The 16,123-nt window shown below is 71.7% G+C and carries 12 protein-coding genes; 8 read left to right on the top strand and 4 right to left on the bottom strand.

The window, feature by feature from the left end; all coding sequences use genetic code 11:
* Positions 1–2: 2 nt before the first annotated feature.
* The 3 genes from tesB to GA0115240_RS22715 form a co-directional block, all read right to left on the bottom strand.
* Positions 3–875, bottom strand: coding sequence for an acyl-CoA thioesterase II (tesB, locus tag GA0115240_RS22725; protein ID WP_093739086.1), 873 nt, complete (start codon positions 873–875; stop codon positions 3–5).
* A gap of 30 nt (positions 876–905) precedes the next feature.
* The gene (locus tag GA0115240_RS22720; RefSeq protein WP_093739084.1) at positions 906–2,063 is read right to left on the bottom strand and encodes an acyl-CoA dehydrogenase family protein; all 1,158 of its coding nucleotides are present in this window, start codon (positions 2,061–2,063) and stop codon (positions 906–908) included.
* A 79-nt stretch (positions 2,064–2,142) separates the two neighbouring features.
* A complete protein-coding gene (locus GA0115240_RS22715; protein ID WP_093739082.1) occupies positions 2,143–2,811 on the bottom strand; it encodes an SACE_7040 family transcriptional regulator in 669 nt (222 codons plus the stop codon).
* 84 nt (positions 2,812–2,895) lie between these two features.
* Here GA0115240_RS22715 and GA0115240_RS22710 point away from each other — a divergent pair, with 84 nt between their 5' ends.
* The 8 genes from GA0115240_RS22710 to GA0115240_RS22675 all read left to right on the top strand — a co-directional run bounded on the left by GA0115240_RS22710 (position 2,896) and on the right by GA0115240_RS22675 (position 14,530).
* A complete protein-coding gene (locus GA0115240_RS22710; protein ID WP_176725146.1) occupies positions 2,896–4,524 on the top strand; it encodes a carboxyl transferase domain-containing protein in 1,629 nt (542 codons plus the stop codon).
* 98 nt (positions 4,525–4,622) lie between these two features.
* Positions 4,623–6,626 (top strand): ATP-binding protein, encoded by a 2,004-nt coding sequence (locus GA0115240_RS22705; protein WP_093739078.1) that lies wholly within the window; start codon positions 4,623–4,625, stop codon positions 6,624–6,626.
* Positions 6,627–6,802: 176 nt separating this feature from the next.
* Positions 6,803–7,750 (top strand): hydroxymethylglutaryl-CoA lyase, encoded by a 948-nt coding sequence (locus GA0115240_RS22700; protein WP_093739142.1) that lies wholly within the window; start codon positions 6,803–6,805, stop codon positions 7,748–7,750.
* Positions 7,751–7,752: 2 nt separating this feature from the next.
* Positions 7,753–8,919 carry an acyl-CoA dehydrogenase family protein gene (locus tag GA0115240_RS22695; protein WP_176725144.1) on the top strand — a complete coding sequence of 389 codons (1,167 nt, stop codon included), beginning with the start codon at positions 7,753–7,755 and terminating at the stop codon, positions 8,917–8,919.
* A gap of 98 nt (positions 8,920–9,017) precedes the next feature.
* Entirely contained in the window at positions 9,018–10,469 is a 1,452-nt protein-coding gene (locus GA0115240_RS22690; RefSeq protein WP_093739076.1) for a pyridoxal phosphate-dependent decarboxylase family protein, read from the top strand.
* A 118-nt stretch (positions 10,470–10,587) separates the two neighbouring features.
* On the top strand, positions 10,588–11,859 hold the full coding sequence (locus GA0115240_RS22685) for a lysine N(6)-hydroxylase/L-ornithine N(5)-oxygenase family protein (RefSeq protein ID WP_093739138.1): 1,272 nt from the start codon (positions 10,588–10,590) through the stop codon (positions 11,857–11,859).
* Positions 11,856–12,428 (top strand): GNAT family N-acetyltransferase, encoded by a 573-nt coding sequence (locus GA0115240_RS22680; RefSeq protein WP_093739074.1) that lies wholly within the window; start codon positions 11,856–11,858, stop codon positions 12,426–12,428. Before GA0115240_RS22685 ends, GA0115240_RS22680 begins: the two co-directional genes overlap by 4 nt.
* Positions 12,425–14,530 carry an IucA/IucC family protein gene (locus GA0115240_RS22675; protein ID WP_093739072.1) on the top strand — a complete coding sequence of 702 codons (2,106 nt, stop codon included), beginning with the start codon at positions 12,425–12,427 and terminating at the stop codon, positions 14,528–14,530. Before GA0115240_RS22680 ends, GA0115240_RS22675 begins: the two co-directional genes overlap by 4 nt.
* Here GA0115240_RS22675 and GA0115240_RS22670 read toward each other — a convergent pair.
* Positions 14,487–16,109: a beta-N-acetylhexosaminidase gene (locus GA0115240_RS22670; protein WP_093739136.1), complete on the bottom strand. Its 1,623-nt coding sequence runs from the start codon at positions 16,107–16,109 to the stop codon at positions 14,487–14,489. The genes GA0115240_RS22675 and GA0115240_RS22670 overlap by 44 nt on opposite strands.
* Between the last annotated feature and the right edge of the window lie 14 nt (positions 16,110–16,123).

The following is a 16,123-nucleotide window of genomic DNA, read 5'->3' as shown; positions in this document are numbered from 1 at the left end:
CGTCAGCGGCGCGGCACGCGGACCAGGCCCTCCTGGATCACCGACACAGCGAGCCGCCCGTCCTGGGTGTAGATGCGGGCGGTGCCCAGACCGCGCCCGCCCGAGGCGGACGGGCTCTGCTGGTCGTAGAGCAGCCACTCGTCGGCCCGGAACGGCCGGTGGAACCACATGGCGTGGTCCAGGCTGGCGCCGACCACGTCGCCGACGGCCCACCCGCCGCGGCCGTGGGCGAGCAGTACCGAGTCGAGCAGGGTCATGTCCGAGACATAGGTGGCCAGGCAGACGTGCAGCAGCGGATCCTCGGCGAGCTTGCCGCGGGTGCGGAACCAGACCTGGGAACGGGGCTCGCGGGCGACGCCGGCGGTGAGGAACGGCGGGGCTTCCACGTAGCGCAGGTCAACGGCGGCGCGGGCCTCCAGCAACCGGTCCACCACCGTGAGGTCGGGGAACTTGTCGGCGTGCGCGGGCAGGAGTTCCTCGGCAGTCGGCAGGGTCTCGGGGTCGGGCGCGGACGGCATCGGCTCCTGGTGTTCCAGGCCGTCCTCGTGGATCTGGAAGGACGCGGAGAGGTGGAAGATCGGCAGGCCGTGCTGGACGGCCACCACTCGCCGGGTGGTGAAGGAGCGGCCGTCGCGGATGCGGTCGACCTGGTAGACGATCGGCGCGCCGGGGTCGCCCGGCCGCAGGAAGTAGGCGTGCAGGGAGTGCGCGCCGCGTTCCTCCGGTACGGTGCGGCCCGCGGCGACCAGGGCCTGCGCCGCGACCTGGCCGCCGAAGACCCGGGGGACGACCGCGGAGCGGCTGACGCCGCGGAAGATGTCCTGCTCGATCCGCTCCAGGTCGAGCAGATCGAGCAGGGACTCGAGCGGGGGCAGGTCCGTCGCCGAGCGGCCGGTCGGCGTCGCTCACAGGCCCATCGACTTGGCGATGATCGACTTCATGACCTCGCTGGTGCCGCCGTAGATGCGGTTGACGCGGTTGTCGGCGTACAGGCGGGCGATGGGGTACTCGTTCATGTAGCCGTAGCCGCCGTGCAGTTGCAGGCAGCGGTCGATGACGCGGGCGGCGACCTCGGTGCAGAAGAGCTTGGCGGAGGCGGCGTCGGCGGCGGACAGCTCACGCTTGTCGTGGGCCTCCAGGGCACGGTCGACGACGGCTTCGGCGGCGTCGACCTCGGCCTTGCAGGCGGCCAGTTCGAACTTGGTGTTCTGGAAGGAGGCGACGGTCTTGCCGAAGACGGTGCGGTCCAGGACGTAGTTCTGGGCGAAGCGGATCGCCGCAGCTGCCTGGGCGTAGGCGCCGATGGCTATGCCGAGCCGTTCCTGCGGCAGGTTCTGGCCGAGGTAGGAGAAGCCCTTGCCCTCCTCGCCGAGCAGGTCCTCGACCGGCACCCGCACGTCGGAGAAGGAGAGCTCCGCCGTGTCGGAGGCCTTCAGGCCCAGCTTGTCGAGCTTGCGGCCGACCGCGTAGCCCTCGGACTTGGTGTCGACGACGAACAGCGAGATGCCGGCCCGGCGGTCCTCGGCGGTGAGCGGAGCGGTGCGGGCGCAGACGATGACGCGGTCGGCGTGGACGCCGCCGGTGATGAAGGTCTTGGCGCCGTTGAGCAGGTAGTGGGTGCCGTCGGCGGAGAGCTTGGCGGTGGTCTTCATGCCGGCCAGGTCGGAGCCGGTGCCGGGCTCGGTCATGGCGATGGCGAACATGATCTCGCCGCTGGCGAAGCCGGGCAGCCAGCGCTTCTTCTGCTCCTCGGTGGCATACGCGACGACGTAGGGCAGGCACAGGCCGACGTGGACGCTGCTGCCGCCGAAGCTGACGCCGGCGCGGGCGCATTCCTCGCTGATGACGGACTGGAATTTGAAGCTGTGCTGGCCGGCGCCGCCGTACTCCTCCGGAACCTCGATACCGAAGACGCCCAGCTCGCCGAGCTTGTAGTAGAACTCGCGGGGGACCTGGCCCGCGGCCAGCCACTCGCCGTAGACGGGGACGACCTCGGCCTCGATGAAGGCCCGGATCGTCTCGCGGAACGCCTCGTGGTCCTCGTTGAACACCGTACGACGCACAGCGCGCCTCCCATCGACCAGCGGTCCCGGCCGCTGCCCGAGGGGCGGCCGATCGTCAAACCAACAAATAAGCAAGCGCTCAGTAAGTTACCGGTCGGTCCTTATCGCTGTCCAGAGCGGTCCCCCGGCGGGCGGCCGGCCGACCGGGGGGACCGGCGGGACCGCCGTCCAGGGCCGCCAGGGCGCTGAGCGCCAGCCGGTGCAGCAGCGCCGCCATGGCGGAACGATCCGGCAGCCCGGCCTGGGCCCCCAAGTGCGGGGTGGAGTTGAGCAGGCCGAAGACGGCGTGCACGGCCGCGCGCACCTCCAGTTCGGTCGCCTGCGGGTACACCCGCCGCACCACCGCGACCCATTCCTCCACGTACTGCCGCTGGAGCTGGCGGACAAGCTTGCGGTCGGCGTCGCGCAGCCGGTCGAGTTCCCGGTCGTGCAAGGTGATCAGCGGCCGGTCGTCGATGGCGAAATCGATGTGGCCGCGGATCAGCGCGTCGAGCGCCTGTCCGGCGTCGGCGGTCTCGGCGACCCGCATCCGGCCGGCCGTCAGCAGCCGGTCGCTGATCCCGATCAGCAACTCGGCGAGCATCGCGTCCTTGCCCGCGAAGTGCCGGTACAGGCCGGGGCCGCTGATGCCGACCGCGGCGCCTATCTCGTCCACACCGACACCGTGGAAGCCGCGCTCGGCGAAGAGCCGGGCCGCCTCGCGAAGGATCTGCTCACGGCGGTTCTCTGCCGTCTTCGTCGGGTTCATGGAATTGAGTCTAGACAATCCGGTTAGCGAGCGTTAACGTAGATCCATCAGGTTAACGCTCGCTAACATCCGGGGGGCCGAATCATGGCAGCACCCGCCCTGTCCAGCGCCGCCGATCCGGCGTCGGAGGCGTACCGCGCCAATACAGAGGCACATGCCGCGCTCAGCGCCACGCTGCGCGACAAGCTGGTCATCGCGCGCCTCGGCGGCGGCGAGAAGGCGCGGGCCCGGCACACCGCGCGCGGCAAGCTGCTCCCCCGCGACCGGGTGGACGGGCTGCTCGACCCCGGTTCGCCCTTCCTGGAGCTGGCCCCGCTCGCCGCCGAGGGCATGTACGACGGGCAGGCACCGGCCGCGGGAGTGATCGCGGGCATCGGGCGCGTCTCCGGGCGGGAGGTGGTCGTGGTCGCCAACGACGCGACCGTCAAGGGCGGCACCTATTACCCGATGACCGTGAAGAAGCATCTGCGCGCCCAGGAGGTGGCCCTCGACAACCGGCTGCCCTGCGTCTACCTGGTCGATTCCGGGGGCGCCTTCCTGCCCCGGCAGGACGAGGTCTTCCCCGACCGCGACCACTTCGGCCGGATCTTCTTCAACCAGGCCAGCATGTCCGCCCGGGGCATCCCGCAGATCGCCGCGGTCATGGGCTCGTGCACGGCGGGCGGCGCCTACGTCCCGGCGATGAGCGACGAGGCGGTGATCGTCCGGAACCAGGGCACGATCTTCCTCGGCGGGCCGCCACTGGTGAAGGCCGCCACCGGTGAGGTGGTCACGGCCGAGGAACTCGGCGGCGGGGAGGTGCACGCGCGCATCTCGGGCGTCACCGATCATCTGGCGGAGGACGACGCGCACGCGCTGAGCATCGTCCGCGACATTGTGGCGACCCTGCCCGCCCGTGAAGGTCCGCCCTGGACGGTGCGGCCCGCGGAGCCGCCGGCCGTCGACCCGGCGGGGCTGTACGGGGCGGTCCCGGTGGATTCCCGTACGCCCTACGACGTGCGGGAAGTGATCGCCCGGCTGGTGGACGGCAGCCGGTTCGCGGAGTTCAAGGCGGAGTACGGCGCCACGCTGGTCACCGGATTCGCCCATCTGCAGGGGCACCCGGTGGGGATCGTCGCCAACAACGGCATCCTGTTCGCCGAATCGGCCCTCAAGGGCGCGCACTTCATCGAGCTGTGCGACCAGCGCGGCATCCCGCTGCTCTTCCTGCAGAACATCTCGGGCTTCATGGTGGGCCGGCAGTACGAGGCGGGGGGCATCGCCAAGCACGGCGCGAAGATGGTCACCGCGGTCGCCTGCGCCCGGGTGCCGAAGCTGACGGTGGTGATCGGCGGCTCCTACGGCGCCGGGAACTACTCGATGTGCGGCCGGGCCTACAGCCCCCGGTTCCTGTGGATGTGGCCCAACGCCAAGATCTCCGTAATGGGCGGGGAGCAGGCCGCCTCCGTGCTGGCCACCGTCAAGCGGGACCAGTTGGCGGCGGCCGGGGAGAAGTGGACCGAACAGGCCGAGGAGGAGTTCAAGGCCCCGATCCGCGAGCAGTACGAGGCACAGGGCAACGCCTACTACGCCACCGCCCGTCTGTGGGACGACGGAGTGATCGACCCGCTGGAGACCCGCACGGTGCTGGGTCTGGCACTGACCGCCTGCGCCAACGCCCCGCTGCCGACCGCCGATCCGACCGCGCCGGGCTACGGCGTCTTCCGGATGTGAGCGCCATGACGAACTCCGCGACGCCCGCCGCGAACACCATGCCGACGAAAGCCACTCCCGTGAACGCCAGGTCCGTGCCCGCTGCCCCTGTTCGCCCCATGTTCGACACGGTGCTCGTCGCCAACCGGGGTGAGATCGCGGTCCGCGTGATGCGCACCCTGCGCGAGTCGGGAGTCCGGTCGGCGGCCGTCTTCACCGACGCGGACTCCGACGCCCGCCATGTCCGGGAGGCCGACACAGCCGTCCGGGTGAGCAGTTACCTCTCGGCCGCCGAGCAGGTGCGAGCCGCCGCCGTCGCCGGGGCGCAGGCCGTCCATCCCGGCTACGGCTTCCTCGCCGAGAACGCGGGTTTCGCCCGCGCCTGTACGGAGGCCGGGCTGGTCTTCATCGGTCCGCCGGCCGAGGCGATCGAGCTGATGGGCGACAAGATCCGGGCCAAGGCGACGGTACGGGCCGCCGGGGTGCCGGTGGTGCCCGGCAGCAGCGGCAGCGGCCTGACCGACGCCGAGCTGGCCGAGGCGGCCCGGGAGACCGGGATGCCGGTGCTGCTCAAGCCGTCGGCGGGCGGCGGCGGCAAGGGCATGCGGCTGGTGCGCGACGCCGGGCTGCTGGCCGAGGAGATCGCGGCGGCCAGGCGGGAGGCGCGCGGCTCGTTCGGCGACGACACGCTGCTGGTCGAGCGGTGGGTGGATCGCCCCCGGCACATCGAGATCCAGATCCTCGCCGACGGCCACGGCGGGGTGGTGCATCTCGGGGAGCGCGAGTGCTCGCTGCAGCGGCGCCACCAGAAGGTCATCGAGGAGGCGCCCTCGGTCCTGCTGGACCCGGCGACCAGGGCGGCGATGGGTGAGGCGGCGGTACAGGCGGCGCGCTCCTGCGGGTACACCGGCGCGGGCACGGTGGAGTTCATCGTGCCGGGCGACGATCCGGGCGCCTACTTCTTCATGGAGATGAACACCCGGCTGCAGGTGGAGCACCCGGTGACCGAACTTGTCACCGGCCTGGACCTGGTGGCCTGGCAGCTGCGGGTGGCCTGCGGGGAGCGGCTGGACTTCGGCCAGCCGGACGTCGCGCTGACCGGGCACGCCATCGAGGCCCGGATCTGCGCGGAGACGGCGCGGCCGGCGGACGGGCGGGTGGACTTCCTGCCGTCGGCCGGGACCGTGCTGAGACTGCGCGAGCCGGCCGGCCCGGGGATCCGGGTCGACTCCGGGCTGGCGCTCGGCACCGAGGTCGGGACCGCCTACGACCCGATGCTGGCCAAGGTGATCGCCTACGGCCCGGACCGGGCGACGGCGCTGCGCCGGCTGCGGGCGGCGCTGGCGGACACCGTGGTGCTGGGGCTGGACACCAACACCGGTTTTCTGCGGCGCCTGCTGGCTCATCCGGCGGTGGTGGCCGGTGAGCTGGACACCGGACTGATCGACCGGGACGCGGCGGCCCTGGTACCGGACCGGGTACCGGACGAGGTGTACGAGGCCGCCGCGCTGCTGCGGCAGCGGGCGCTGGCCCCGGCGCCGGGCGTGGGCGGCTGGACCGATCCGTTCTCGGTGCCGAGCGGTTGGCGGCTCGGCGGGGAGGCGGCCTGGACCGCGCACCATCTGCGGATCCCGGCGCACGAACCGGTGACGGTCCACGTCAGGGACGGGCTGGTGCGGGTCGGCGCCGGCCCGGCGGTGGAGGTGCGGCTCGCCGTCGACGGGGAGCGGGTGCTGCTGCACCGCGAAGGCACGGTGACCGCATTCCAGCAGGCCGGCGAGTGGCTGGGCCGGGACGGTGACAGCTGGCGGGTGCAGGACTACGACCCGGTGGCGGCGGCGCTGCGCGGTGGCGCGGCCGGCGCCGCGGGTGGCGCGCTGACCGCCCCGATGCCCGGCACGGTCACGGTGGTGAAGGTCGCCAAGGGCGACGAAGTGACGGCCGGGCAGAGCCTGCTGGTGGTGGAGGCCATGAAGATGGAGCACGTGATCACCGCCCCGCACGACGGGACGGTCGAGGAGATCGATGTCACCGCCGGGACGACGGTGGCCATGGACCAGATACTGGCCGTGGTGACACCGAGCGGGGCAGCGGCCGCCGCGGGCGGCGGGGAGGCGTCATGACGAGCACCCCGCTCACCCCGCCGAGCAACGGCAGCCCCGGCAGCCCCGCCGCCGCCGGGGCCGCCCCCGCCGGCACCCCGGACCCGGCGGCCCTCGCCTCCACATCGCCGGCCTTCACGGCGCCGGCCTCCACCGCACCCGCCTCCACCGCCGGCACCCTGCCCGCGGGGCTGCCGATGGCCGTGCCGTTGGACGGCCTGCCGCCGGAGATCCGCATCCACGAGGTCGGCGCCCGGGACGGGTTGCAGAACGAGAAGACGACGGTGCCGACGGGGGTGAAGGCGGAGTTCATCCACCGGCTGGCCGCCGCCGGGCTGAGCACGATCGAGGCGACCAGTTTCGTCCACCCGAAGTGGGTGCCGCAGCTGGCGGACGCGGGTGAGCTGATGCCGCTGCTGGCGGATCTGGCCGACCGGGAGCCCGACCTCCGGCTGCCGGTGCTGGTGCCCAACGAACGGGGTCTGGAGCGGGCGCTGGAGCTGGGCGTCCGGGAGATCGCCGTGTTCGGCAGTGCCACCGAGAGTTTCGCCCGGGCCAATCTCAACCGGACGGTGGACGAGTCGCTGGCGATGTTCGAGCCGGTGGTGGCCAGAGCCAGGGCAGCGGGGGCCCGGGTGCGCGGCTATCTGTCCATGTGCTTCGGCGATCCCTGGGAGGGCCCGGTGCCGGTGGCTCAGGTCGCCGGGGTGGCGCGGCGGCTGTACGAGCTGGGCTGCACCGAGTTGAGCCTGGGCGACACGATCGGAGTGGCCACGCCCGGCCACGTCACCGCCCTGCTGGACGAACTGACCGGCGCCGCCCTCGGAGGCGGCGTCCCCGTCGCGCATCTCGCCGTGCACTTCCACGACACCTACGGCCAGGCCCTGTCCAACACGCTGGCCGCGCTGCGGCGGGGCGTCACGGTGGTGGACGCATCGGCCGGCGGCCTCGGGGGCTGCCCGTACGCCAAGAGCGCCACCGGAAATCTCGCCACCGAAGACCTCGTCTGGATGCTGCAAGGGCTCGGCATCCGCACCGGGGTCGATCTCGGCCGCCTCAGCGCCACAAGCGTGTGGATGGCGGAGCAGTTGGGACGGCCCAGCCCGTCCCGTACCGTCCGCGCCCTGACTCACCAGGAGCAGTAGCCATGTCTATCGACCACCGGCTGTCCGATGAGCACGAGCACCTGCGTGCCACTGTCGCGAAGTTCGCCCGGGATGTGATCGCCCCGAAGATCGGGGAGTTCTACGAGCAGGGAGAGTTCCCGTACGAGATCGTGCGGGAGATGGGGCGGATGGGCCTGTTCGGGCTGCCGTTCCCGGAGGAGTACGGCGGGATGGGCGGTGACTACTTCGCGCTGGGGCTGGCGCTGGAGGAGTTGGCCCGGGTGGACTCGTCGGTGGCGATCACGCTGGAGGCGGGGGTGTCGCTGGGCGCGATGCCGGTGTTCCGGTTCGGCACCGAGGAGCAGAAGCGGACCTGGCTGCCGAAGTTGTGCTCGGGCGAGATGCTGGGCGCGTTCGGATTGACCGAGCCCGAGTGCGGTTCGGACGCGGGCGGCACCCGGACCACCGCGCGGCTGGACGAGGCGAGCGGCGAGTGGGTGATCAACGGCACCAAGTGCTTCATCACCAACTCCGGGACGGACATCACCGGGCTGGTCACCGTGACGGCGGTGACGGGCCGCAAGGAGGACGGCAAGCCGCGGATCTCGTCGATCATCGTGCCCTCGGGGACGCCCGGGTTCACGCTGTCGAAGAAGTACAGCAAGGTCGGTTGGAACGCTTCCGACACCCGGGAGCTCTCCTTCGACGACTGCCGGGTGCCGGCCGCGAATCTGCTGGGTGAGGAGGGCCGGGGCTACGCCCAGTTCCTGCGGATCCTGGACGAGGGGCGGGTGGCGATCTCGGCGCTGGCGACCGGGCTGGCGCAGGGGTGCGTGGACGAGTCGCTGACGTACGCGCAGAGCCGGCAGGCGTTCGGCCGGCCGATCGGGGCCAACCAGGCGATCCAGTTCAAGATCGCGGACATGGAGATGCGCGCCCACACCGCTCGGCTGGCCTGGCGGGACGCGGCGGCGCGGCTGGTGCACGGGGAGCCGTTCAAGAAGGAGGCGGCGCTGGCCAAGCTCTACTCCTCGGAGGTCGCGGTGACCAATGCCCGGGAGGCGACCCAGATCCATGGCGGGTACGGATTCATGAACGAGTACCCGGTGGCCCGGATGTGGCGGGATTCGAAGATCCTGGAGATCGGGGAGGGCACCAGCGAGGTGCAGCGGATGCTGATCGCACGGGAGTTGGGGCTGGTGGGCTGAGGGCGCGGACCAAGGGAGAGGGTAGGGCGCGCGGGATCGTTGCGACGGAAAGTTAGGTTAGGCTAACCTAACTCAACCGACGAACGAGAGGTCTGCCCATGCGCTCGCACCTGCTCAACGACGCCACGACGGACCATTACCGCCGCTGCATCGCCCTCGGAGTCGAGCGGGTGGCGGCCCGCCTCGCCGCGACCGACCGGCCGTTCACCGGGATCACCCCCGACGCGCTCGCCCCGCGGGTCGACGCGGTCGATCTGGACCGCCCGCTCGGCGACACCGCCGCCGCTCTGGAGGAGCTCGAATCCGTCTACCTGCGTGACGCCGTCTACTTCCACCATCCCCGCTATCTCGCCCACCTCAACTGCCCGGTGGCCATCCCGGCGGTCACCGCCGAGGCCGTGCTCAGCGCGGTCAACTCCTCGCTGGACACCTGGGACCAGAGCGCCGGCGCCACCTTGATCGAGCGTCGGCTCATCGACTGGACAGCGGCACGGATCGGCCTCGGCCCGGCGGCCGACGGGGTCTTCACCAGCGGCGGCACCCAGTCCAACCTCCAGGCGCTGCTGCTGGCCCGCGAAGAAGCCCTCAGTCGCGGCGCCGACCCGGCGGGTCTGCGCATCCTCACCTCGGAGTGCGGCCACTTCAGCGTGGCGAAGTCCGCCAAGCTGCTGGGGCTGCCCTCCGAGGCGGTGCTCACTGTGCCCTGCGACCAGGACAAGCGGATGCAAACGAGGGCGCTGGCGGGCGAGTTGGAGCGGTGCGGGCGCGAGGGCCTCACTGCGATGGCCGTGGTGGCCACCGCCGGCACCACCGATTTCGGCTCGATCGACCCGCTGCCCGAGATCGCCCGGCTCACCGCCCGCCACCGGGTCTGGCTGCACGTGGACGCCGCGTACGGCTGCGGGCTGCTGGCCTCCCGCACCCGCCGCGGGCTGCTGGACGGTATCGAGCACGCCGACTCGGTGACCGTCGACTACCACAAGTCCTTCTTCCAGCCGGTGAGTTCGAGCGCGGTCCTGGTGCGCGACCGGACCACGCTGCGGCATGCCACGTACCACTCCGAGTATCTGAACCCACGGCGCGCGGTCACCGAGCGCATCCCCAACCAGGTGGACAAGTCGCTGCAGACGACCCGCCGTTTCGACGCGCTCAAGCTGTGGATGACGCTCCGGGTGATGGGCGCCGACGGGATCGGCGAGTTGTTCGACGAACTCCTGGACCTGGCGGAGCAGGGCTGGAAACTGCTGGACGGCGACCCGCGCTTCGAGGTCGTCACCCGGCCGGCGCTCTCCACCCTGGTCTTCCGCTGGATTCCGTCCACCGCCACCGGCCCCGCGGAGATCGGCCGGGCCAACCTGCATGCCCGCAAGGCGCTGTTCGCCTCCGGCCGGGCCGTCGTCGCGGGCACGACGGTACGCGGCAGCCACTACCTGAAGTTCACCCTGCTCAACCCGCGGACCACCACCGACGACATCAGCGCCGTGCTCGATCTGCTCGCCGGGCACGCGGAAGAGTACCTGCACCTGGGAGAGACGCTTGTCCACGCCTGACACGCCCCCGGCAGCCGGCACCGGCCGCGGGCCCGCCGCGCCCGAACCAGGCACACCCCGGCACGCCACCCTCCGACCCGCGCCCCGGCAGCCCCCCACCCCGCAGTCAGCCGATTTCATCGCGATCGGCCTCGGCCCGTTCAATCTGGGGCTCGCCTGCCTGACCGAGCCGATCGACGGGCTGAACGGTGTGTTCCTGGAGAGCAAGCCGGACTTCGACTGGCACTCCGGCATGTTCCTGGAGGGCAGCACCCTGCAGACGCCCTTCCTGTCCGACCTGGTGACCCTCGCCGACCCGACCTCCCCGTTCAGCTTCCTCAACTACCTCAAGGAGTCCGGCCGGCTCTACTCCTTCTACATCCGGGAGAGCTTCTATCCGCTGCGGGAGGAGTTCAACGACTACTGCCGCTGGGCCGCCGCCCGCATCCCCGGGATCCGATTCGGGCGCACCGTGACCGAGGTCCGCTACGACGAGGGGGACGAGCGGGACGGGCGGGACGGGCGCTATGTGGTCGCCACCGCGAACGGGGAGACGTACCGGGCCCCGCGGCTCGTCCTGGGCACCGGGACCCCGCCCCACTGGCCTGCCGCCTGCGAGGGGCTCGGTGGCGACGCGGTGCACAACTCCCGTTATCTGGCGGCGAAGGAAGGCCTCCAGGCCAAGCGCAGCATCACCGTCGTGGGCAGCGGCCAGAGCGCCGCCGAGATCTACCACGACCTGCTCCAGGACATCGACACCCGCGGCTACGAGCTGACCTGGGTGACCCGCTCGCCGCGTTTCTTCCCGCTCGAATACACCAAGCTCACCCTGGAGATGACCTCACCGGAGTACGTCGACTACTTCCACGGCCTGCCGGGCCCGGTCCGCGACACGCTGAACGTCTCGCAGAAGAATCTCTACAAGGGGATCAACGCCGAGTTGATCAACGACATCTTCGACCTGCTCTACGTCAAGAACCGCCGCGGCAAGGTGCCCACCCGGCTGCTGACCAACACCGAGCTGCACCAGGCCAGTTGGGACGACTCGACGGGTACCGGCGTCTACACGCTGGGCCTTCGCCAACGCGAGCAGGGCCGGGAGCACACTGTGAGCACCGAGGGTCTGGTGCTAGCGACCGGTTACCGCTACCAGGTGCCGGACTTCCTCACCCCGGTCCGGGACCGGATCCGCTGGGACGAGCAGGGCCGCTACGACGTGAGCCGTGACTACGCCGTCGATGTGACCGGGCAGGGCATCTACGTCCAGAACGCGGAGTTGCACACACACGGCTTCGCCACACCCGACCTGGGCATGGCCGCCTACCGCAACTCCCGCATCATCCGCCACCTGCTCGGCCGTGAGCCCTACCGGGTGGAGACGGCCATCGCCTACCAGGAGTTCACCGCATGACCGCGCCCGCCGGCCGACCCGGCGCCTTCAGCCCGCTCGACCCCGCCCGTTTCTCCTTCCGCCCGGTCGACCCGGTCTCCGACGCGCCCCTGCTGCATCCCTGGGTCACGCATCCCAAGGCCGGCTTCTGGCTGATGGGCGACGCCGGGGTGCTGGATGTCGAACGCGCGTACGCGGACATCGCGCAGGCGCCGTACCAGGACGCGTTCATCGGACGGTACGACCGCACGCCCGCCTTTCTGATGGAGCGGTACGACCCGGCGCGGGTCGAACTCGACGGCCTGTACGACGCCGAGCCCGGCGACATCGGCATGCACTTCCTGGTGGCACCGGCGCCCGCCGGGAAGCAGATCCACGGCTTCACCCGGGCGGTGATCGCCGCCGTGATGGCCGAACTCTTCAGCGACCCGGCCACCCGCCGGGTCGTGGTGGAACCGGACATCCGCAATGCCGCCGTACACGTCCTCAACAAAACCGTCGGCTTCGAGATCGTCCGGCAGATCAGCAAACCCGAGAAGGACGCCTACCTCAGCATCTGCACGCGCGAACAGTTCGAGGCCACCCGATGACGCCGACCGCACCCTCGTACGGCCCGCCCGTCGCAGTTCCCGGCGATCCCGACGGCGCCGAGAGCTCCGATGGCCTCGACAGCCCCGACGACGCCACCGCCCATCTCACTCCCGCCCTGTGGGCGCGGGCCACCCGCCACCTGGTCCGCAAGGCGCTGGCCGAATTCGCCCACGAGCGCCTGCTGCAGCCGATCCCGGACGCCCGCCCCGACCCCCGCCCCGACCCCAACCCCGGCGCCGACCCCATCGCCGATCCCCGCGCCGAGAGCACGTACAGCCTGGCCAGCGACGACGGCGCCACCACCTACCGCTTCACCGCCGCCCGCCTCGCCCTCGACCACTGGCACATCGACCCGGAATCGATCACCCGCCACCACGCCAGCGCCCACCGCACCGCCGCCGGCCACCGCACCGCCGGCCGCGACCGCCGCGGCACCACCACCGGCAGCCCCCTCGACGCCCTCGCCTTCTTCACCGAGTTCCGCGCCGCCCTCGGCCTGAGCGACCGTGTCCTCCCCCTCTACCTGGAGGAGATCACCGCCACCCTCGCCGCCCTCGCCTTCAAATACGCCGCCCAGGACCGCCGTCCCCGCAGCGCCGAGGAGCTGGCCGGCGCCGGCTTCCAGGCCATCGAGAGCGGTATGACCGAAGGCCACCCGTGCTTCGTCGCGAACGCCGGCCGGCTCGGCTTCGGTGCCCATGACCTGCTGCGCTACGCCCCCGAGGCCGGCGCGCCGGTCCGCCTCACCTGGCTGGCCGCCCGCCGCGACCTGGCCACCTTCACGGCCGGCCGCGGCCTGGACTACGACACCCTGATCGCGGCCGAGCTCGACGAAGGCACCCGCCGGCGGTTCTCCGGGCAGCTCACCGCCCACGGCCTCGATCCGGCCGACTACCTGCTGCTGCCCGTCCATCCGTGGCAGTGGGAGCACAAACTCGCCGTCAGTTTCGCCGCCGAGATCGCCCAGCGGCACCTGGTCCACCTCGGCTCCGGCGACGACGACTACCTGGCCCAGCAGTCCATCCGTACCTTCTTCAACGCCAGTCGCCCCGGCCGCCATTACGTCAAGACCGCGCTGTCCGTCCTCAACATGGGCTTCACGCGCGGCCTGTCCGCGGCCTACATGGAGGCGACACCGGCGATCAACGACTGGCTGGCCGCGCTGATCGCCGCGGACCCCGCTTTCACCGCCGCCCGCTTCACGATCATCCGCGAGCGGGCCGCGATCGGCTACCACCACCCCGCCTTCGAGGCCGCCACCACCCCGGGCTCCCCCTACCGCAAGATGCTGGCCGCGCTGTGGCGGGAGAGCCCGGTGGCGGATCTGGAGCCGGGGCGGTCGCTGGCCACCATGGCCTCACTGCTCCATCTGGACGCCGACGGCGGCTCGTTCGCCGCCGCGCTGATCACCCGCTCCGGCCGGTCCGCCGAGCAGTGGCTCCGCGGCTACCTGGACGCGTATCTCGTCCCCGTCCTGCACAGCCTCTTCGCCTACGACCTCGCCTACATGCCGCACGGGGAGAACGTCATCCTGGTGCTCGGCGAGGACGGCGGGACCGTGGAGCGGGTGGTGTTCAAGGACATCGCCGAGGAGATCGTGGTCATGGACGCCAGGACGCCGCTGCCGCCGCGGGTCGAGCGCATCCGGGCGGCCGTACCGGAGGGCGAGCAGGTGCTGGCCGTCTTCACGGACGTCTTCGACAGCTTCCTGCGCTTCCTCAGCGCGATCCTCCATACCGGGAACGTCCTGCACGAAACCGTCTTCTGGCAGACGGTCGGCGCGTGCGTCACGGACTACCAGCAGGCGCATCCCGAGTTGGCGGCGGCGTTCCGGCGCCACGACCTGTTCGCGCCCGAGTTCGCGCTGTCCTGCCTGAACCGGCTGCAACTGCGCGACAACCAGCAGATGGTGGACCTCGCCGACCCCTCCGCGGCGCTCCAGTTCGCCGGCACCCTGCCCAACCCGCTGGCCGCCGCGGGGCCGGACCCCAGGCCCGTCCCGCCCCCGGCCGACCCCACACCGGCCACTCCGCCACCGGCGGCCGACCCCGCACCGGTCACTGCGCCGGCCAGTCCACCTGCGGCGACCGGTAGTAGCTGATCCCCAGCGCCGCCCAGCGCGGCGCCTGCGCGGCCAGCCGCACCCGGTAGGCGTTCCAGTCGTGCGTGTCCGCCGGGGACCAGCCCAGTTCGGCGATCCCCGGCAGGCGCGGGAAGGCCATGTAGTCGAGATCCGCGCTGGTGGCGAGCGTCTCCGTCCACAGCGGCGCCTCCACCCCGTAGACCGCCGACGCCGGCACGCCCGCCACGAAAGTCGACGGGTCCCAGTCGTAGGAGGTCTTCGCCTCCACATAGCCGGCCCACGACTTTCCCAGCGGGGTCGTGGCGGTGTACTTCATGTCGAGGTAGGTCCGGTTGGCCGGGGACATGATCACCCGGGCGCCCGCTCGGGCGGCGGCGGCCACGTCCTGTTCGTTGCCCGCGGTGCCCCAGTACTGGAGGACGGTGCCCGGCGCGAGGTGGGCGGTGCCGATCTGGTGCCAGCCGATCGCCGTCTTGCCGTGGGCGGCGACGATCTGCTGGGCCCGGTCCACGTAGGCGACGTAGTCCGCCGGGGCGGTGGACTGGGCCTCGTCGCCGCCGATGTGCAGGTAGGGCCCGGGGGTCAGGGCGGCCACCTCGCCGATGACGTCGTCCAGGAAGTCGTACGTGCTCTGGCCGGGCACGCACAGCGAGCTGAAGCCGACGGCGGTGCCGGTGTAGAGCGCCGGGGCGGTGCCGTCGCAGTTCAGCGCGGGGTAGGAGGCGAGGGCGGCGTTGGTGTGCCCGGGGCCGTCGATCTCCGGTACGACATCGAGGAAGCGGGCGGCGGCGTACCGGACGATCTCCCGGTAGTCGTCCTGGGTGTAGGAGCCACCGGGTCCGCCGCCGACCTGGGTGCTGCCGCCGTAGCTCGCCAGCCGCGGCCAGGAGCTGATCGCGATCCGCCAGCCCTGGTCGTCGGTGAGGTGCAGGTGCAACGTGTTGATCTTGTAAAGGGCCAGCTCGTCGATGTACCGCTCCACTTGAGCCACCGTGAAGAAGTGCCGGGCCACATCCAGCATCGCGCCGCGATAGGCGTAGCGGGGCACGTCCCGGATGGCCGTGCTGGGCACGCTCCAGGCGGTGTCCCGCACCACGGAGCGGCTCTCGATCGAGGCCGGCAGCAGTTGCCGCAGCGTCTGGACGCCGTGGAAGAGGCCGGCCGGCGTCCTGGCGCTGATCAGTACCGAGTCCGCGTCGGTCCGCAGCTGGTAGCCCTCGTCGCCCAGGCTCTGGTCGGGGTCGCCGAGTGCCAGCACGATACCGGCCGGGTCGGCCTCGGTGACGACCGGCAGCGCGTAGCCGGTGGCGGGCCGCAGCAGCCCGGCCGCGTAGTCCGCCACATCGTGCGCGGTGGCGGCGGAGTCGGCGGTGCCCGAGCCGGCGGCATCGGACCCAGCGGCGCCCGAGCCGGCGGCCAGCTCGATCCGGGTGCCGGACTCGATCCGGAAGGCGCCGTCGCCGGGCTGGACGGAGGCCGGGACCGGGATCACTCGGGCGGTGACCGCCGCGACCGCCGGATCGGTGGCAGCCCCCGCCCGCACGGCCTCCGGGGACGCGGCCCGTGCCCCGGCCGCCGAGGCCCCGGCCGCCAGCATCACCGCACACAGCA

The organism is Streptomyces sp. DvalAA-14, assembly GCF_900091855.1.
In the GTDB taxonomy this organism is placed as follows: Bacteria; Actinomycetota; Actinomycetes; order Streptomycetales; family Streptomycetaceae; genus Actinacidiphila.
The sequence above is the reverse complement of the archived record's forward strand: the minus strand, read 5'-3'. Positions and strand labels throughout refer to the sequence as shown.